16 protein-coding genes are annotated in these 18121 nt (G+C 60.8%); 6 read left to right on the plus strand and 10 right to left on the minus strand.

The features are described 5' to 3' along the window. Positions 1-9 precede the first annotated feature (9 nt). The 6 genes from K7W03_RS06800 to K7W03_RS06825 are packed head-to-tail and all read left to right on the plus strand — an operon-like array spanning position 10 to position 6947. Complete coding sequence (locus tag K7W03_RS06800; protein WP_008828106.1) at positions 10-1224, plus strand: CoA transferase; 1215 nt, start codon at positions 10-12, stop codon at positions 1222-1224. Then, entirely contained in the window at positions 1221-2435 is a 1215-nt protein-coding gene (locus K7W03_RS06805; RefSeq protein WP_008828107.1) for an acetyl-CoA C-acetyltransferase, read from the plus strand. Before K7W03_RS06800 ends, K7W03_RS06805 begins: the two co-directional genes overlap by 4 nt. A gap of 2 nt (positions 2436-2437) precedes the next feature. Further along, positions 2438-4030, plus strand: coding sequence for an acyl-CoA dehydrogenase family protein (locus tag K7W03_RS06810; protein WP_008828108.1), 1593 nt, complete (start codon positions 2438-2440; stop codon positions 4028-4030). Beyond that, positions 4027-4887, plus strand: coding sequence for a MaoC family dehydratase N-terminal domain-containing protein (locus K7W03_RS06815; RefSeq protein ID WP_024018969.1), 861 nt, complete (start codon positions 4027-4029; stop codon positions 4885-4887). Before K7W03_RS06810 ends, K7W03_RS06815 begins: the two co-directional genes overlap by 4 nt. A gap of 22 nt (positions 4888-4909) precedes the next feature. Beyond that, entirely contained in the window at positions 4910-5785 is an 876-nt protein-coding gene (locus K7W03_RS06820) for a MaoC/PaaZ C-terminal domain-containing protein (RefSeq protein WP_037517491.1), read from the plus strand. Beyond that, a complete protein-coding gene (locus K7W03_RS06825; protein ID WP_031308881.1) occupies positions 5772-6947 on the plus strand; it encodes an acyl-CoA dehydrogenase family protein in 1176 nt (391 codons plus the stop codon). Before K7W03_RS06820 ends, K7W03_RS06825 begins: the two co-directional genes overlap by 14 nt. Positions 6948-7041: 94 nt before the next feature. On the opposite strand, the gene K7W03_RS06830 is transcribed toward K7W03_RS06825, so the two are convergent. From K7W03_RS06830 to K7W03_RS06875, 10 genes are all read right to left on the minus strand, one after another. Then, positions 7042-8226 carry an acyl-CoA dehydrogenase gene (locus K7W03_RS06830; RefSeq protein WP_008828112.1) on the minus strand — a complete coding sequence of 395 codons (1185 nt, stop codon included), beginning with the start codon at positions 8224-8226 and terminating at the stop codon, positions 7042-7044. Positions 8227-8644: 418 nt separating this feature from the next. Further along, positions 8645-9010 carry a c-type cytochrome gene (locus K7W03_RS06835; RefSeq protein WP_008828113.1) on the minus strand — a complete coding sequence of 122 codons (366 nt, stop codon included), beginning with the start codon at positions 9008-9010 and terminating at the stop codon, positions 8645-8647. Between the two features lie 31 nt (positions 9011-9041). Further along, complete coding sequence (locus K7W03_RS06840; protein WP_008828114.1) at positions 9042-10508, minus strand: FAD-binding oxidoreductase; 1467 nt, start codon at positions 10506-10508, stop codon at positions 9042-9044. Positions 10509-10521: 13 nt separating this feature from the next. Beyond that, positions 10522-10746, minus strand: coding sequence for a non-oxidative hydroxyarylic acid decarboxylases subunit D (locus tag K7W03_RS06845; RefSeq protein WP_008828115.1), 225 nt, complete (start codon positions 10744-10746; stop codon positions 10522-10524). Next, on the minus strand, positions 10743-12197 hold the full coding sequence (locus K7W03_RS06850) for a non-oxidative hydroxyarylic acid decarboxylases subunit C (protein ID WP_226869789.1): 1455 nt from the start codon (positions 12195-12197) through the stop codon (positions 10743-10745). Before K7W03_RS06850 ends, K7W03_RS06845 begins: the two co-directional genes overlap by 4 nt. Before the next feature lie 19 nt (positions 12198-12216). Next, on the minus strand, positions 12217-13656 hold the full coding sequence (locus K7W03_RS06855) for an aldehyde dehydrogenase family protein (RefSeq protein ID WP_008828117.1): 1440 nt from the start codon (positions 13654-13656) through the stop codon (positions 12217-12219). 5 nt (positions 13657-13661) lie between these two features. Further along, positions 13662-15245: an FAD-binding oxidoreductase gene (locus tag K7W03_RS06860; RefSeq protein ID WP_008828118.1), complete on the minus strand. Its 1584-nt coding sequence runs from the start codon at positions 15243-15245 to the stop codon at positions 13662-13664. 8 nt (positions 15246-15253) lie between these two features. Beyond that, entirely contained in the window at positions 15254-15823 is a 570-nt protein-coding gene (locus tag K7W03_RS06865; protein WP_008828119.1) for a hypothetical protein, read from the minus strand. Positions 15824-15825: 2 nt separating this feature from the next. Then, positions 15826-16431, minus strand: a complete 606-nt coding sequence (locus K7W03_RS06870) for a UbiX family flavin prenyltransferase (protein ID WP_206377528.1) — start codon at positions 16429-16431, stop codon at positions 15826-15828. A gap of 166 nt (positions 16432-16597) precedes the next feature. Continuing rightward, positions 16598-18070 (minus strand): NAD-dependent succinate-semialdehyde dehydrogenase, encoded by a 1473-nt coding sequence (locus tag K7W03_RS06875; RefSeq protein ID WP_008828121.1) that lies wholly within the window; start codon positions 18068-18070, stop codon positions 16598-16600. Positions 18071-18121: the final 51 nt, after the last annotated feature.

The following is an 18121-nucleotide window of genomic DNA, read 5'->3' on the forward strand; positions in this document are numbered from 1 at the left end:
TCAAACGCCATGTATAATTTTCTCGATGGCCTATCGATCATTGAGGCATCGTCATTCGTCGCCTCTCCCACGGCGGGCCTTTATTGCGCGCAATTTGGCGCACAGGTGATACGCGTCGACCAGATTGGCGGCGGCCCCGATTACCGGCGCTGGCCTGTGACGGCGGCGAATGATTCGCTCTATTGGGAGAATCTCAATCGTGCAAAAAAGTCAGTCGCGGTTGATCTTCGCAGGCCTGAGGGGCGTGAAATAGTGCAGGAACTCGTGAGGGCAACCGGCCAGTTCATCACCAATTTTCCGGTGGATGGTTTCCTGTCCCATGCCCTCCTCGCGCAGGGGTGTCCGGATCTTGTCACCTTGCGGATAATGGGATGGGCCGATGGCTCGCCCGCGCTCGATTACACCATAAACAATGCCGTGGGATACCCTATGCTGACTGGAACGGGCCCCGATCCGGTCAATCATGTCCTGCCCGCATGGGATCTCATTTCCGGCGCATACGGAGCATTCGCCATGCTTGCCGCGATGCAGTGGCGAAGCACCAGTGGCGAAGGATGCGAGATCCGGCTGCCGTTGTCAGACGTGGCGATTGGCACGGTCGCCAACCTCGGTGGACTTGCAGAAATGCTCTATACGGGCCGGGATCGTCCGCGCCTTGGCAATGCAGTTTATGGTTTGTTCGGTCGCGACTTCACCACGCGCGACGGGGTGCGGACAATGATTGTCGTTGCCACGCATCGCCAGTGGGCCCATTTGCTGGGGGCGCTGGGCCTTTCCGAAGATGTTGCGGCCATCGAACAAGAGCGCGGTGTTTCTTTCGAACAGGATGACGGCCTCCGATATACCTTGCGTGACATGCTCTATCCCTTGTTTGAACGGGCGATCCGGTCGCGTGATTACGCCGATCTGTCTACTGCCTTCGATGCGGGGGGAATCGTCTTTTCGCCCTATCGCAGGATGCTTGATGCGGTTCACGATCCAGCGCTGGTAGCGAACAATCCGATTTTCGGGATGGTGCCAAATCCCAGCGGCTTCGACTATCCCGCCGCGGGCACATTCGCCACCGTTCCCCAAATGCACCGTCGGGATCCTTGTCCCGCGCCGTGCAATGGCCAGCATACCGAAGAAGTCCTGGCGGATCTGCTCTCGCTGCCTGCCGCCGAAATCGCCCGCCTGATCGACGCAGGTATTGTGGGCAACATGGCGAGTGGAGACCCGAAATGACCCTTCGTCGCGCAGCCATTGTCATGCCGATCCGCACTGCGGTGGGCAAGTTTGGCGGCTCTCTTTCGCCGATGACTGCAGGCGAGCTTGGCGCAGTCATCCTCAAGGCCCTGATCGAGCGCACGAAGATCGATCCCGCCCGGGTCGACGATGTCGTGTTCAGTCAGGGATATGGCAACGGCGAGGCGCCGGCCATCGGCCACTGGTCATGGCTGGCTGCCGACCTGCCGCTTGAAGTCCCCGGCTATCAGCTCGACCGGCGCTGCGGTTCGGGGCTACAGGCGATCGTCAACGCCGCGATGATGGTGCAGACGGGGATGTCCGACGTTGTTGTCGCCGGCGGGGTCGAATCAATGTCCAACGTCGAACATTATTCAACCGACCTTCGCGGGGGCAAACGTTCCGGCAGTATCACCCTTCACGACAGGTTGACGCGCGGACGCCTTATGTCTCAGCCGACGGAGCGTTTTGGTGTTATCTCCGGCATGATCGAAACGGCCGAAAATCTTGCCAGGGATTATGACATCAGCCGGGAACAGGCAGATGCCTATGCCGTGCGCAGCCACCAGCGGGCCGCGGCCGCCTGGGCGAATGGAATGTTCGACGACGAAATCGTGCCGGTTGTGGTGCCGCAAAGAAAGGGCGCGCCTGCCATCTTCGCACACGATGAAGGTTATCGCGGCGACGCGACGATGGCTTCGCTCGGCGCGCTGAAGGCGATTGAGGGCGGCGTCGTAACCGCTGGCAACGCCAGTCAGCAGAACGACGCCGCTGCCGCTTGCCTTGTGGTGGCCGAAGACAAACTCGACGAACTGGGGGTGGAACCGATCGCCTTTTATCATAGCTCGGCCGCGGCGGGCTGTGATCCCAGTCGTATGGGAATTGGTCCCGTTCCTGCAGTGCAACGCTTGTTCGCCCGCAGCGGCCTTGGCTGGGGCGATATTGATCTGGTTGAGCTGAACGAAGCCTTCGCACCGCAAGTCCTGGCGGTTCTGAAAGGATGGGGCTGGTCGGATGACGACGGCCGGAACGAAATCCTCAATGTCAATGGTTCGGGTATATCGCTTGGCCACCCGATCGGTGCAACCGGTGGTCGTATTCTTGCCAACCTTACCCGCGAACTTGTGCGCACGAAAGGCCGCTACGGTCTTGAGACGATGTGCATCGGCGGCGGACAAGGCATCGCCGCAATCTTCGAGCGCGCGGCCTGAAGGTGGCTGATCTGCGCCAGGCCCTGAACGCCGCGAGAGACTATCGCGACTCGGTCAAGGCAGCGTTGGGCGCGCGCTTGGTGTCCGGAAGGATTGATGAGGAGCAGCGGGCCGCGCACGGTTATGCCTGGGTGGCCACGCTTGTGGCTGCGCTTGAAGCGGTGCTCGAATGGTCCGAAGCCAGGGGCAGCAAGAATGACTTTGACGCCAGGATCGCCACTCTGGCCTTCGCTGAATGCATTGGCCAGATCGGTGGCGGCCTGCCGATGGGCCAGAACGAAATCTTCCGCCCCGGCGACCTCGGACTTGGCAGCGCTGCCCGCACGCTTTTCGACCGGTGCGTGGACCTACTCGATGTGGACTATGCTGCAACCAGAGGCGAAGTGGCTGCAGCCCTGGCCCAGGGGCAATGGCCAAGCGAGTCGCTCGATGATGCCGAAGCCGACACGATCCGCGAGCAATACCGTCGCTTCACCAATGCTGTCATCGTGCCCCAGGCTCACGGATGGCATCTGGCGAATGATCTGATCCCCGAGGCAGTGATTCAGGCCATGGCCGATCTCGGTACATTCGGAGTCTGCATACCCGAAATCTATGGGGGACTTGGCCTCGGTAAGCTAAAGATGTGCATCATAACCGAGGAATTGTCGCGGGGCTGGATTGGCGCGGGCTCGCTTGGCACGCGGTCGGAAATCGCCGGCGAACTGATCGGCTTGAACGGCACCGAAGCGCAAAAGGCCTGGTGGTTGCCCAGGATCGCAAGCGGCGAGGTTTTGCCGTCAGCAGCCTTCACCGAACCCGACACCGGATCGGATCTTGGCTCCATTCAAACCCGCGCACGGCACGACGGCGATCACTGGGTCATCAACGGGGCGAAAAACTGGATTACCCATGCCAGCCGATCAGATCTGATGACGATGCTGGTGCGAACATTACCTGAAGCCAGGGGTTACGCCGGGCTGTCGATGTTGCTGGTGCCCAAGCCTCGGGGCACGAGCGATGACGGTTTCCCAGCCCCTGGCATGACCGGAAGCGAGATCGAGGTCCCCGGTTATCGCGGGATGCGCGAATATGCCCTGCAGTTCGATGCCATGACCGCGCCGGCAGACGCCCTGCTGGGCGGCGAGGAGGGGAAAGGGTTCAAGCAGCTCATGCGTACCTTCGAGGGCGCACGCATCCAGACCGCCGCGCGGGCTATCGGCGTCGCGCGGCGGGCCATCGAACTGGGCCTCGACTATGCCTTGGTTCGCAAGCAATTCGGCAGGGCCATCGTCGGGTTTCCGCGCGTGTCGGACAAGCTGGCGATGAGCCTTGTCGATTTTGTGATGGCGCGTGAACTCTGCTATGCTGCCGCGCGAGCCAGGGATTCGGACAAGCGCTGCGATATTGAGGCCGGCATGGCAAAGTTGCTTGCCGCTCGCGCCGCCTGGTCGAACGCCGACGCTGCGCTGCAGATCCACGGCGGCAATGGTTATGCCCTTGAATACGAGATCAGTCGCATCCTTTGCGATGCGCGCATCCTCAACATTTTCGAGGGCGCTGCGGAAATTCAGGCTCAGGTGATTGCCCGCGGCCTGACCGGGGATGATATATGACCACCCAGCCGTACGTACAATGGCAAAGCTGGATTGGTCGTGAAGAATTGCGTCACGACTATCTGGAACCCGCTGCCGCACGACGGTGGCTGGCGACTTTCGACCGCGTTGCGCCGGCAGATGGCAGCGTGCCGCAAGGCTATCATTGGTGCCTTTGCCTGCCAGACGCGCCAACAGCCGCATTGAGCGTGGATGGACATCCGGTGCGCGGCGGCGAAAGCAGCTTCATGCCACCACTTCCTCAGTCGCGCCGGATGTGGGCATCGAGCAGGATCGAATTTCTTTCGCCGTTGCTCATCGGCCAGAAGGTGCAGCGCAGATCGCGGATCAATTCCATCGCCGAAAAGCAAGGCGCGACCGGCAAGCTTGTTTTTGTCGAGATGGCACAGGAAATCCACTGCAAAGGCGAAATCTTCGTTCGCGAAACCCAAGCGATCGTTTATCGGGATCCCATGCCTTTGGGGCCCGCAGAGCTGCCGCGGCCGCCTGACATGACCTTCGACGGATCTCGATGGGTTGCGCACCGCGCGCTGGTCCCCTCGGAAGCCTTGCTGTTCCGATTTTCGGCGCTGACCTTCAACAGTCACCGGATTCATTATGATCGGGCCTACACCTGCGAAATCGAGGGGTATCGCGGCCTCGTCGTTCACGGTCCGTTGACGGCGACACTGCTGCTGGAACTCGCCCAGCAGCACTTCGGCGACAATGCGCTTCGGTGCTTCGATTGCCGAGCGGTGTCTGCCGCGATCTGCGGCGAGGAACTGCATTTGGCGCTTCGCGCGAACGGTAATAGTGTTCAGTTCGTCGCCCATGCGCGCGACGGCCGTCCGATCATGGTTGCCAGCGCCACCCTTTGACCACCTTCCAGGGAAATTGAAAGTGACAATCGATCCGCAAAAATTGCTCAACTTTCGTATTCCTGCGGTTCGTCAGACCGTCACTCCACGCGATGCTGCATTTTACGCCTTATCGATCGGGATGGGGCGAGATCCTACCGACCTCGCGCAGCTGCCATTCGTGGATCCCCTTCGTGGACCGGTTGCCATGCCCGGCATGGCGCTCGTTCTCGCGAGTCCCGGGTTCTGGCTGGGGCACCCTGATTCCGGTGTGGATCCGGTTTCCGTCCTGCATGCCGGTCAATCCATGGTACTGCTTGGCCCGGTTCCGGCAACTGGCGAAGTCGAAAGCACAACCCGCGTCACCCACATTGTCGACAAAGGCGTGGGCAAGGCCGCGTTGATATTCACCGAAACCAATATCCGCGATGATTGCGGCACCTGCTTTGCCTGTCTTGAACGTACGATCTTCATTCGCGGCGGCGGCGGGTTCGGAGGGGAAGGCGAAGCTCCGCGAAGTTCGCCGGTACCCGTGGCGGAAGGCAATGCCGCTCTTGTCATTGACCTGACGACCGGTCCCGAACAGGCCCTGATCTATCGTCTAAATGGAGATCTCAACCCGCTGCACAGCGATCCAGCAATCGCGGCGCGCGCCGGGTACAGGATGCCGATATTGCACGGCCTGGGCACGATGGGCATCATCGTTCACGCCATCCTCCGCGGGCGGCTCGGCTACCAGACCGAGCGCCTGCGCGCAGTGCAACTGCGTTTCGCCGCACCGGTGTTCCCTGGTGAAACCATCAGAACCGAAATCTGGAATAACGGCGCTTTTCGGGCATCGGTGCTCGAGCGCGACGTCATCGTTGCAGATCAAGGGTTTTTCACAATCTCTCCGGATGAGGGCGATGCAGTTTCTTAGTCCTTTCGAACCTCAACACTTTCACGAAATCCGCGACGGTGTGCGCCGGCTTTGTGAAAAGTTCCCGGGTGAATATTGGCGCAAGCTCGACGCTGATCGCGAATATCCGACTTCTTTTGTCGATGCGTTGACGAGCGCTGGCTATCTTTCGGTACTTATACCCGAGGAATATGGCGGATCAGGTCTGGGCCTTTCGGCTGCAGTTGCCATCCTTGAGACGATTCAAGCGATGGGTTGCAACGGAGCGGCATGCCATGCCCAGATGTATAACATGGCCATCATCCTTAGACATGGATCGGATGAGCAAAAGCGCCTTTATCTGCCCGCGATCGCAAGCGGCGCACTGCGCTTGCAGGCTTTCGGCGTAACCGAGCCGGGAAGCGGCTCCGATACCACTGCGTTAAGGACGACGGCAGTTCGCGATGGGGACTATTTCGTGGTGAGCGGCCAGAAAATCTGGACCAGTCGCGCCGAACACAGCGATCTCATGCTGCTGCTAGCGAGGACTTCGCCGCGCGATCAAGTGACGAAGAAAACCGACGGTCTTTCCATATTCATCGTCGATATGAACCAGGCTCGCACCGCGGGTTCGCTAACGATCCGGCCTATCCGCACCATGATGAACCATGCCACGACGGAACTTTTCTTCGACAGGATGCGCATCCCGGTCGCCAATCTCTTAGGCAAAGAAGGCAAGGGCTTTCATTGCATCCTTTCGGGCATGAATGCGGAAAGAGTTCTTATTGCTGCCGAATGCGTCGGTGATGCGAAATGGTTCACCCGAAAATCCATTGCTTATGCCAATCAACGGGTGGTGTTCGATCGCCCCATTGGCATGAACCAGGGCGTCTCTTTTCCGATCGCGCGAGCCCACGCAAATATGCGCGCTGCCGAGCTCATGGTCCATGAGGCCGCGCGCCTTTACGAAGCGGGGCTTGAACATGGACCCGAGGCGAACATGGCAAAAATGCTTGCCGCGGACGTAGCAGTCGAAGCGGGCAACGCCTGCATCCAGACATATGGCGGATATGGCTTTGCTGAGGAATACGACATCGAACGGAAATTTCGAGAGGCCCGCCTTTATCAGGTGGCACCTGTTTCGACCAATCTCATATTGTCATTCATCGCAGAGCATGTCCTGAAACTACCGCGAAGCTATTGAGGCGGCCACCACGCTCCGTCGTTTCCGCTCACTCGACACAACGACTGTTGCTGCGACCAGGCAGCGCAACACTGAAGAAGAAAGGTGGCCTACCCTAGAATGCGGCAATGCCAGTGAGTGCTCGACCAAGGATGAGCGCGTGTACATCGTGCGCGCCTTCATAGGTGTTGACGGTTTCCAGATTCACCATGTGCCGCATGACTTGATATTCATCGCTGATGCCATTACCGCCGTGCATGTCTCGGGCATGGCGCGCAATATCAAGCGATTTTCCGACATTGTTACGCTTGACGAGAGAGACCATCTCCGGCGCGAACCTGCCTTCGTCCATTAGGCGGCCGACACGCAATGAGGCTTGCAACCCTAGCGCAATGTCCGTTTGCATATCGGCGAGCTTCTTTTGATAAAGTTGGTTGGCGGCAAGCGGCTTTCCAAACTGGTGCCGATCAAGTCCATATTGGCGGGCTGCGTGCATGCAATATTCCGCGGCGCCGAGCGCTCCCCAACTGATCCCATAGCGTGCGCGGTTTAGGCAATCGAAGGGGCCCTTGAGACCCTGGACCCCGGGGAGCAAGGCTTCTTCGTCAACCTCAACCTCGTCCATCAAGATCATGCCGGTGGTCGAGGCACGCAGGCTGAGCTTGCCCTTGATCTTGGGAGCGGAAAGCCCCTTCAGGCCCTTTTCAAGCACGAAGCCGCAAATGGCCCCATCATGTGCTTCGCTCTTTGCCCAGACAACAAAGACGTCGGCGAAAGGAGCATTCGAAATCCATGTTTTTATGCCGGAAAGGACATAGCCACCATCAATCCTCTTCGCGATTGTGCGCATGCCCGCAGGATCAGATCCCGCATCAGGTTCTGTCAGGCCGAAGCAGCCGATCAGCGAGCCTGCGGCTAGGCCAGGCAGATATTTAAACCGCTGTTCTTCCGAGCCGAAAGCAAAAATCGGATACATGACGAGCGAGCTTTGCACCGATGCCATTGACCGATAGCCCGAATCCACGCGCTCAATCTCACGCGCGATCAGGCCGTAGGAGACATAGCCAGCTCCAGCACCGCCATAAGACTGTGGGATCGTCGCTCCAAGCAAGCCGGCTTGTCCCATGAGTGGAAACAACTCTGCTGCATCCAGCTCTTCGCGGAAGGCATTGATGACCCGGGGCTGAAGTTCCCCTTGCGCGAAGCCATGAGCCGCATCACGCACCATTCGTTCTTCTTCAGTCAGTTGATCGTCAAAGTTGAAGGGATCGCTCCAATTAAAGCGTGCCATTTCAGTCATACATTCAGCTCGTCATATAATGAAATTAAGTTCATATCCCGTAATGGCGAGGAGTTCTTCAACCGTTACCGCGAGTTTTGTGATTTGGGCGATAAGACTGAAAGTGAAACAATCCACGCAAATACCCGCATGCGGTTGTAGCGAGCTGAAATTCCCAGGAAGGCTACGCTGCCGAGCACAAGGCCAACCGGGCCAGCGAGGAAAGCTGGACCGAAAGCGCTTTTGTGGTGCGGCGAGCGGAACCAGACAACAGCGTAACTAAGCGATCACTTGTGTACCGTAGCTATCGATAATGACGACTATCAAACACAAGGTGCGTGCTCACCAAAGCAACCAGCTATCCGCATACTCCGTTGGCACCCTAGCAATTTCAGCCTTACGAACCCTGTCGACCTTTTCCGCCCAGCTTGATTTGACCTCAAAGTGCCTTGTTTTTGGCGGGTTCGGCCTTTGCGGGGGGAAGCTTCTGCGCCACGATGTGATCGTAGATCTGCTTGATCTCCGCGTCCGACAATTCGGTCGGTCGGAACGGCGGCATTTCGATCAGGCCCTGGCGAACGACCGAATGTAGGTAATCGTAATCTAAGTCCTTGCGACCGATGAGCGAAGGCACCGGAGCACCTTTTTCGGCCAGCAGCATGGTGCCACCGTGGCCCGGGCCGGGGTTGTGGCAACCTGCGCAGTAACGCTCATAATTCTCCGCACCGTCCACCACTGATTCGCCTTGTGCGGACGAACAGGCAGCAAGTGCAGCGAAAAGCGAAAGGGCGAGGAACTTATTCATTTTACCTCCGCAGGCATGGCGACGCATCGGCTCAGACCGAGGCAAAGATCGAGTTGGGATCAAGCGCCTGCTTGACCCGCGCATGCAGGGCCGAGCGGCCACCCTTTTCATAGGTCTTGGCAACCGCCGCCCCCAGCCCGGGGTCGGTCAGGATCTGGCCGAAGCCGGCCTCGGCCTGCGCGGCGATCAGGGCTTCGGCGCAGGTCTTGGCCCGTACCGCATCCTCGCCCTTCCCGGCGGCATGGGGCAGCACCTGGCGATGGTTGGCCGAACGCCAGATCGCGGTGGTTTCGCCAACGAAGTCGAAGCCGTTTTTGGCACAGATATCGCGCGACAGTTCATAGAGCTTGACGGCTTCCTCGCCATCCACAGGGCTGACCGGGTTGACCGTAAGCGCCATGTCGCCGCTCCAGCCTGCTGTCCTGGCCGGGGGATCGGCCACCACACCGGTCATAGTGCCCATCCGCCAGGCCCACAGCTTGGGATCGATGCCCTTGCCATCGGTAATCACCCTTGCGCCGCTGATCGACGAGAACGCGCCCTTGACCATGTCCCACAGGATCGCGACGTTGCCGGGCAGGCCATAGAGCGAGCCGTAAAGGTTCCAGTAGCCTAGTCCGAGCACCTCACCAGCGGCCTTGACCGCGCTTGCCGCCATCGGCCCCTGGCCCTCAAAATCGGCGCGGCGCTTGCCGAGCAGGGCCGCTTCGTGGAGCGCATTGCCCACCGCGACGCCATTGGCCACCACCATGTTGAGCTTGAGCGGCCCGAGCACGTCCAACAACGCGCCCAGATCGTCCTCCTTGGGGACCGAGACCATGAAGGTCTGGTGCGCCGGGGGCTGCGGCATCATCCACATGCCCACCTTGGTCACCACCCCGAAATCGGACTGGGTGAACAGGCCATCGACCCAAGGGCCATAGCCGAACTTGAACAGCTGCCAGCAGGTGCTCTTGGGCATGGCGCCCATGCCGGTGCGCACCATCTTGCCATCAGCCAGCATGACCTCGAGCCCGCACTGCATCAGGAAATGATCGGAATAGGGGGTGTAGCCGGGGCGGCGGTTGATGAAACTGGCGGCCACGCTTTCATCGGGATTGCCGGGAAAGTCGACCCACAACTTAATTCCCTTTTCCTTGATGTGGGCATCGAGCTGGCGGAAGGTGACGCCCGGTTCGACAAGGCAGGTGGCCAGTTCGTCATTGACCTCGAGGACCTTGTTCATCTTCTGCAGGTCAAGCACGATCACCTTGTCCTGTACGGCTTTTTCAAGTCCGTAGGCGCCGTTGCAGACCGTCTGGACCACACCGCCGCTGGTGCGCGCAGCTTCCAGCACCTTGGCGAGCTGGGCTTCATCGGCCGGAAGCACCACGCCTGCCGGTGCCATCCCTGGGACAGCATAGCGGGCCAGGGTCTGCGGGCTGGTATCGACGGCGGCCTTGCCGAGTGCCTGGGCGAGGGTGCCGAGCGTGGCCGTCTGGCGGGCTTGATCGATCATGGCGTTGGGAGCCTTATTGCTGGAGAATCTTGGGATAACGCTGGAGATCGCCGGCATCGACGGCGAAATCGGCCGAGCGCACAGCCGGGTCGATAGCGCGGGCCGGTTCGCTGTCGCGCCAGGAAAAGTTGCAGGTCGGGCAGCGCAGGATCGTCCACACGACCGCGCCGTCCTGCCTGCCCTGATGATCGGTGACAGCGCCGCTCGATTTGCAGCGCCCGCAGACGGTGGTGGTCATGACAGGGCTCCCAGCTGCATTTCGCGGATCCGCTTGCTCAGGGCGTCGATCTCGTCCCCGGTCGGCGGGGTGACAAGGTGCGCTTCACCCACCGGATCGGGCGGGAGATAGCTGGTCGCGTCGATGATCAGGCGGTGCCCCTTGCCCGGGACCACTGCCGAAGGATCGATCGGCACGGCAGGCATGTTGGGCAGCACGATGATATCGTCCGCACGGGTGCGGGTCGAAAGCGCCCACATCACCTGGTTGAGATCGAACGGATCGACATCGGCATCGACCATAATCAGGTTCTTGAGGTACATCACGCCGTGCGGCGTGCTCAGCGCGCGCAGCGCGACCGTCTTGGCAAAGCCGGCCATGCGGTTCTTGACCGAGATGATCCCGGTCAGTCCGTGCTGGTAAAGCGCGTTGACCGCGGTGACTTCGGGGAAGCTCTGGCGCAGCTGGGCATAGATCGGGGCGGAGGTGTGCAGGCCGATCAGCGTATCGTGCTCGGTCCAGCCGCGCCCGATGTAAATGTTCTCGAAGATCGGATCGCGCCGGTGCGACACCGCCGTGACCTTGAAGATCGGCGCCTTGCGCACGCCGCTGTAGGAACCGGGGAATTCGCCGAACGGCCCTTCCAGCTCGCGTTCACCCAGTTGCAGTTCGGCCTCTATCACGATTTCGCTGTCGGCCAGGATGTCGATCCCGTTGCCCGATTTGGTCAGCCGGATTGGCGCGCCCATCATCGCCGAGGCATAGGAATATTCCGATTCCTCGTAGCCGATCGGGGTGGCAGCAAACACCGCAAGGCCGGGATGATTACCCAGCATGACCGCAATCTTTAGCGGAACGCCTTCCCGTTCGGCCGCCATGATCTGACGTCCCATGTCGTGGGAGGGGATCGTCATCAGGGTGAAGCTGTCCGGCCCTTGGATCTGCAGGCGATAGATGCCGACATTCTGCTTGCCGAAATTGTCTGGATCGAGCGGATCGCGCGAGGCGACCGAGGCCTTGCCGATGTAGAACCCGCCATCATATTCGTTGATCCGATAGACCGGCAGGACATCGTAAAGGTTGATGTCCTGTTCGATCCGGCATTCGTGCACCGGGGCCTGGGCTTCTGGGACAAAGCTGATTTGCGCTTCCTGATCGCCCCAGCGGCCGGCGATCTCGAAGAAAAGCTCGCGGATGGTCGTGCCTTTAGGTCGGCCCAGCAGCAGGGCGATATTGTCCCACGAACCATGGACGCCCACCGCCAAGCGCTTGCCGGGGTAACCGGTGATATTGTCGAATACGATCGCCGGCGCGCCGTTGGCATCGCGCGATGCGGCGACGGCTATGTTGCGCACGCCGGGTTCGGGCATCACCGCATCGCTCCAGGTGATCGCCTGGCCGGCATCCTCGAGCAGTTCGAGGAAGTCGCGCAGCGACGAGATCGAGCGGGCGCGGTTAGGGAGATCGTTCATGGTCATTCGTTCCCGCCTGTCAGTGTCCGCCCTCAGTCGCCGACTGGATCGTGACCCATTTCCATTCGGTCATGATCTCGAGATCGGCTTCGGTCCCTTCGCGCCCGAAACCTGACGCTTTGGTTCCGCCGAACGGGACGTGGGGCTCGTCGTGAAGGGTCGGCGCGTTGATGTGGACCATCCCCGCTTCGGCACGTTGGGCAAAGGCCAGAGCCTTGTCGAGATCGCGGGTGAAGATCGACGCGCTGAGGCCGTATTCGGTGTTGTTGGCGAGTTCGAGCACTTCCTCAAGTGTGTTGAACGGAAAGAGCGAGGTGACCGGGCCGAAGGTCTCTTCCTCGAACACGGTCATTTCGGCTGTAACGCCGCGCAGTACCGTCGCTGAGCATACGTTTCCGTTCCACTCAGCACCGGCTAGCAGTTCTGCGCCCTTGGACCGGGCATCGTCGATGTGGCGGCAGACCCGGTCGCGCTGGCGTTCGGAAATTATCGGGCCCAGCATGGTGGTAGGATCGCGCAGGTCGCCGCTCTTGGCGCGGCCTGTCGCGGCGGCGAAGGCCTTGGCGAACTGGTCGAAGATCGACTGTTCCACATAGATCCGCGAAGCCCCCATGCAGACCTGGCCCTGGTACATGAAGATGCTGAACAGCGCGGCGTTGACCGCCTTGTCCAGATCGGCATCGGCGCAGATCACCAGCGGGCTCTTGCCGCCCAGCTCCAGCGTGTACTTCTTGAGGTTGCGGGCCGCGATTTCGGCGATGTGCTTGCCGACGCGCGAGGACCCGGTGAAGGTTATCGATGCGACCTTGGGATGGCCGGTCAGCACGTCGCCGATCTCCGCGCCATTGCCGTAGACCACGTTGAACAAGCCGTCGGGAACGCCGGCCTCCTTCCACAATTTAGCGAGCAGATCGGCGATCATTGGCGCGGCTTCCGAGGGTAGCAGCACGAAGGCGTTGCCTGTGGCCAGGGCCATGGCCGACTGTTTGATCCCCTTGATCAGCGGCACGTTGAACGGGGTAATCCCGGCGACCACACCGACCGGCTGGCGCAGGCTCATGCTGAACCGCCCAGGGGTGTCCGAAGGGATCGTTTCCCCCCGAATCCGGCGCGGCACGCCGATCGCCGCGCGCAGGAAGCTGACCGCGAAGCGGGTTTCGAACCCGGCCTTGGCGATCGGCGAACCGATTTCGTCGACCAGCACGTCGGCGAATTTGGCGGTATCGCGCTCCATGATTTCGGCGGCTTTCGCGATCCACCCTTCGCGCACTGCGGCGGGCAGATCGCGATGCTGGAGATAGGCCTGATGCGCGTTCTCCACGGCGCGGTTCACGTCTTCCGCGGTGCCGGCGGGGACCCGGGAATAGACCGAATCGTCGACCGGGTTGAGATCGTCGAAATAGGCCCCGCCCGTTGCAGCCACGGCGGTGCCGCCAATCCAGTGCTCAATTTGCGTCATGGTCGTCAATCCTTGAAGTCTTTGTTCAGCCGGCCGTGTGATTGCGCTTGGTTGCGCATCGCCTGGGGCCATATCCCCTGCTTGCCGGGGGAGAGGATGCCGTTGGGGTCTAGCACGTCCTTGAGACGGTGGTGCAGGTCCCACAGCGCCCCATCGTTGTGCTTATAGGTCTTGGCGATCTGGTCCATGAAGGCGAGGTGGGTGCGGTATTCGCCGAAGCCCGCACCGGCTGCCTCGTCTACCAGCTTGCCGAACAGGTCATAGGCGCTCTTGCGCATGCCGTCGTCGGCGCGATCGTACATGATCATCAGGATGTGGTGCATGTCGCGCCAGCCGACCAGGAATTCGCCGATATAGTCGAACCCGAAATCGTGGCAGCGTTGCTTGATCAAGTTGTATTGGCTCAGCGCTTCCTTGCCGTCGGGTGCCGAGATTGGCGAAAAGTTGATGTGCCCGCCGCCGCCGATCCAGTTCATGATGCTGAACTCGGTCATGTTGGGTTCACCGCGCATCAGCTGGACGCGATAGTCCCAGGCGGGGTCGTTCTCGCGGTCAAGGTGCAGTTTGGCACCCGGAATGCTCATCATCGCTGCCTCGACGAGCTTCCAGTTGTTCTCGATGATCGGTGGCGGGCCATAGAGCGCTGCGTAGAAGTTCCACATGCCTAACCCATGATCCGACGCGATCTTTTTGCGGATCGAATCCGGGATAGGGCCCTTGCCGTCGAAGTAATGGCGACGCGTGGTCTTGGCGGACACTTCCCACAACAGATCGACCGCCACAGCGGCGTTCGGGATAACCTGGTTGATTTTCAGCGGCAGCACCGCATCGAAGATTGCGGCAAGGTCTTCCTCGCGCTCGTAAGTGATCATGAACGGCTTGTAGCCCGGCGGTTCGGGCATCAACCAGATACCCATCTTGGTCACAATGCCGAAATTGGATTGGGTGAACATGCCATCAAAATGCGGACCGGCGGCATGCTTGGTGGATTGCCAATGCTGCGACCCCTCGATCGCGCCCTGACCGGTGCGGACGACCTTACCGTCGGCAAGGACCACTTCCATGCCGCACTGCATGACGAAGTGATCGCCGTAGGGGGTGTAACCCGCGCCATGTTCAAGCGCGTTGCCCATGACGCCGCCCCAACCTGGTGCCGCAGGATCGACCCAAAGCTTGCTGCCGATCTTGCGCAGATGGCGGTGAAGCTGAAAATAGGACACGCCTGGTTCGACCAGCGCATAGCCGTATTTCTCGTTGACTTCGAGAATGCGGTTCATCCGCTTGAGGTCGAACATGACATAACCGGACTGGCGCGGGGCCGGGCCACCATAAGCGAAATTGCGGCCGTTGCCGAATGTCCAGATCGGCAGCTTGTAAGCGTTGAATACCTTCAGCGCCTGCTGAATCTGTTCCATGTTGGCCGGTGCCACGGCAGCCGAGGGCAGCATCTCGCCATCGGCCAGCGGTGAATAGGCGTCGCGATAGGCCGACAGCGGCAGTTCATCGACGAAGACCCATTCCTTGCCGACGATAGCCGCTAATTCGTCCAGAGCCTTGGTAAAGGTTGCGGCGTCGACCCCTTGTGGCATGCGCGTACTCACGACTGCTGTACTCCCACTTCGAATGCCCATGAAACCAGCATGCCGGGGCTCTTGCCACCGAGGCCGCAATGTCCTGACTGGCACCGCAGTTCGGCATCCTGGCGATCGCCGACGAGCGCATCCTGCATGTGGTGGGCAAGAACGCTGGGCCAGCCGACGCTGGCCCGCGCAAGCAGCGTTGGCGCGCCGACAGTCTGGTGTTCCCAGCGCAGCTTGCGGTATTGATGGGTCCACTGCAGTAGCGGGCGGGCGCCGCCGGCCACAAGGATCTGCCCGGCGATCATCGCCGCGGGATCGGAAGTAAGGCCGACCAGCACGCCTTCAACCGCTTCAAGTTCATGCAGCAGGCCGTTGAAGCTCCGGTCGATCCGGACAACCTGCGCTGCGCGCCCCGAATTGATAAAGGTTTCGGCAAATAGTCGACTTTCGGGAACGTGCGTCTCTTCGATGACGATGATCTTGCGCGGCCGCTGAGCAAAAGCGCTGCGGCCGATTCCCAGACCGGCAACGACAGCACCCACGGCGCCACCGCTCACGACGGTGCGACGGCTGACATCCCACGCCATTCTCAATTCCCTTCCATTTGCCCAGCACCCGAAACAAGGCTTGCCGCCTCTTTGCTAAGGCCTTGCCAGCGTTTCTCCGACTTCAAATGAAGCCCGAACAGATCCAGTACCCGCATGCAGCTGTGATCGACCACGTCGGCCAGCGAGGTCGGCCGCGCATAGAAAGCCGGCACCGGGGGGAAGATCATCGCCCCCATTTCGGTGCAGGCCGTCATGTTGCGCAGGTGCGCCAGGTTGAGCGGCGTTTCGCGGGTGATCATCACAAGGCGGCGCCGTTCCTTCAGCATCACGTCGGCCGCACGGGTGATAAGGTTGTCGGACAGGGCGTGCGCCACCGCGCCCAGCGTGCGCATCGAACAGGGCGCGATCGCCATGCCTTCGCACACGAACGAACCGCTGGCGATCGAGGCGCCGACGTTGCGGACGTTGTGCACCACATCGGCCAGTGCTTCGAGCCGGGCCTTGCCTTCGGGCAGTTCCTCGCGAATGTTGAGCAGCGCCGCCGGAGACATCACCAGATGGGTTTCCCAACCGCCCGTCTCGCGCAGTAGCTCAAGCAGGCGAAGGCCATAGACCGAGCCGGTTGCGCCGGTCATCCCCACGACCATGCGCTTCACGGCAGGACACTTTCCTGCGCGTTCTGGGCGGTCAAGGTAGCATAAGGCCTAACCCCGAAGGGCATGCTGAATTCCGTCTCCCACTCTTTTGCCGACATCATACAATGCATTCCGCATTGAGCAACGAAAATCTTGACTCCTCGGGACCGCATTCCGCTTACACCGGACTCTCGTTCCGGACCCCAACACTGATGGTCTTCATCTCCAAGAATTCTTCAATACCGTGTCGCGAACCTTCTCGGCCAAGTCCCGATTCCTTGATGCCGCCAAACGGTGCGGTCTCGGTCGAGACGATGCCGCTGTTTAAGCCGACCATCCCGGTCTCAAGTCCTTCGGAAACCCGCCAGGCGCGGTCAATGTCGCGGGTGAAGGCATAGGCCGCCAGCCCCGAGCGCGTGGCGTTGGCAAGCGTTAGCGCTTCGACCTCGGTTTCGAAACGGAACACCGGGGCAACCGGCCCGAAAGTCTCCTCGTCCGCTAGCCGCATCGCCGGGCTCGCTCCGGTCAGAACAGTTGGTTGGAAGAACAGCTCTCCGGCCTCGTGTCCCTTGCCGCCTGTGACCAGCTGGGCACCTTGCGCCACGGCGTCGGCGACATGCCCGTGAACCTTGGCCAAGGCTGATGCGGTGATTAACGGTCCCTGGTCGGTTGCACCTTCAAGGCCGTTGCCGACCCGGAACGCGGAGACCCTGGCGGCCAGCGCCTCGACGAAGCGGTCATGAATGCCGCTCTGCACCAGGATCCGGTTGGCGCAAACGCAGGTCTGTCCGGTGTTACGGAATTTCGATGCGATCACCCCCTCGACCGCCTGATCGAGATCGGCATCGTCGAACACTAGCAGCGGGGCATTGCCGCCCAGTTCCATCGAAACCCGTTTCAGGGTGGTGGCGCATTGCGCAGTCAGCAGCTTGCCAACCGCGGTCGAACCGGTGAAAGTGAACTTGGTGACATCGGGATGGCTGGTCAGGACCGATCCGATCGCGGGTGCATCCCCGCAGACCACGTTGAACACGCCGGGCGGAATGCCCGCTTCGAGAGCGAGCTTTGCCAGAGCGCAAGCGGTCAGCGGGGTGAGTTCGGACGGTTTGAGGGTCACGGTGCAGCCCGCCGCCAGTGCAGGCGCGACCTTGCGGGTGATCATCGCGGCGGGAAAGTTCCACGGCGTAATGGCGCCAGCCACGCCGACCGGCTGACGGATCACGATAATCCGCCGCTCGGAACTGGCCGGAATGACCTCGCCATAGACACGGCGCGCCTCTTCGGCGAACCACTGGATGAAGCTTGCGGCGTAATCGACCTCGCCCAGCGCTTCGGCCAGCGGTTTGCCCTGTTCGGCGGTCATCAGCAGGGCCAGATCCTCGCGATGCAGCTGGACCAGTGCTAGCCAGCCCTGCAGCAGTCGGACACGCTCTTGCGCGGATCGCTTTCGCCAATCGGCATAGGTGCGGGAATTGCTTTCGATCGCCTGGCGAGTTTCGGCTTCGCCCAGTAGGCCAACTGTTGCGAGCGTCTTGCCGGTGGCGGGGTTCGTGACATCAAAGGTGGAGCTGGCTTCTACTGATTTCCCGTTGATGATCGACTGGTTGGTCAGAAAATCGCTGCGGTGGAGTGGAGGGATTGTGACAGCCAATGTCTGAACTCCTGTGGCCGCAGGACCAGATGCCAAGCGGATGTTGGTCGG

The sequence above is a fragment of the Sphingobium sp. PNB genome (assembly GCF_019873065.1).
Lineage (GTDB): Bacteria > Pseudomonadota > Alphaproteobacteria > Sphingomonadales > Sphingomonadaceae > Sphingobium > Sphingobium fuliginis.

Bases quoted from the DNA above. Each gene is read 5' to 3' on its own strand.
- K7W03_RS06865 (WP_008828119.1), bottom strand. From the start codon at position 15,823: ATGGCGTGGGATGTCAGCCGTCGCACCGTCGTGAGCGGTGGCGCCGTG.
- K7W03_RS06850 (WP_226869789.1), bottom strand. From the start codon at position 12,197: ATGAACGATCTCCCTAACCGCGCCCGCTCGATCTCGTCGCTGCGCGAC.
- K7W03_RS06800 (WP_008828106.1), top strand. From the start codon at position 10: ATGTATAATTTTCTCGATGGCCTATCGATCATTGAGGCATCGTCATTC.
- K7W03_RS06835 (WP_008828113.1), bottom strand. From the start codon at position 9,010: ATGAATAAGTTCCTCGCCCTTTCGCTTTTCGCTGCACTTGCTGCCTGT.
- K7W03_RS06845 (WP_008828115.1), bottom strand. From the start codon at position 10,746: ATGACCACCACCGTCTGCGGGCGCTGCAAATCGAGCGGCGCTGTCACC.
- K7W03_RS06825 (WP_031308881.1), top strand. From the start codon at position 5,772: ATGCAGTTTCTTAGTCCTTTCGAACCTCAACACTTTCACGAAATCCGC.
- K7W03_RS06815 (WP_024018969.1), top strand. From the start codon at position 4,027: ATGACCACCCAGCCGTACGTACAATGGCAAAGCTGGATTGGTCGTGAA.
- K7W03_RS06840 (WP_008828114.1), bottom strand. From the start codon at position 10,508: ATGATCGATCAAGCCCGCCAGACGGCCACGCTCGGCACCCTCGCCCAG.
- K7W03_RS06830 (WP_008828112.1), bottom strand. From the start codon at position 8,226: ATGACTGAAATGGCACGCTTTAATTGGAGCGATCCCTTCAACTTTGAC.
- K7W03_RS06805 (WP_008828107.1), top strand. From the start codon at position 1,221: ATGACCCTTCGTCGCGCAGCCATTGTCATGCCGATCCGCACTGCGGTG.
- K7W03_RS06860 (WP_008828118.1), bottom strand. From the start codon at position 15,245: ATGCCACAAGGGGTCGACGCCGCAACCTTTACCAAGGCTCTGGACGAA.
- K7W03_RS06855 (WP_008828117.1), bottom strand. From the start codon at position 13,656: ATGACGCAAATTGAGCACTGGATTGGCGGCACCGCCGTGGCTGCAACG.
- K7W03_RS06870 (WP_206377528.1), bottom strand. From the start codon at position 16,431: ATGGTCGTGGGGATGACCGGCGCAACCGGCTCGGTCTATGGCCTTCGC.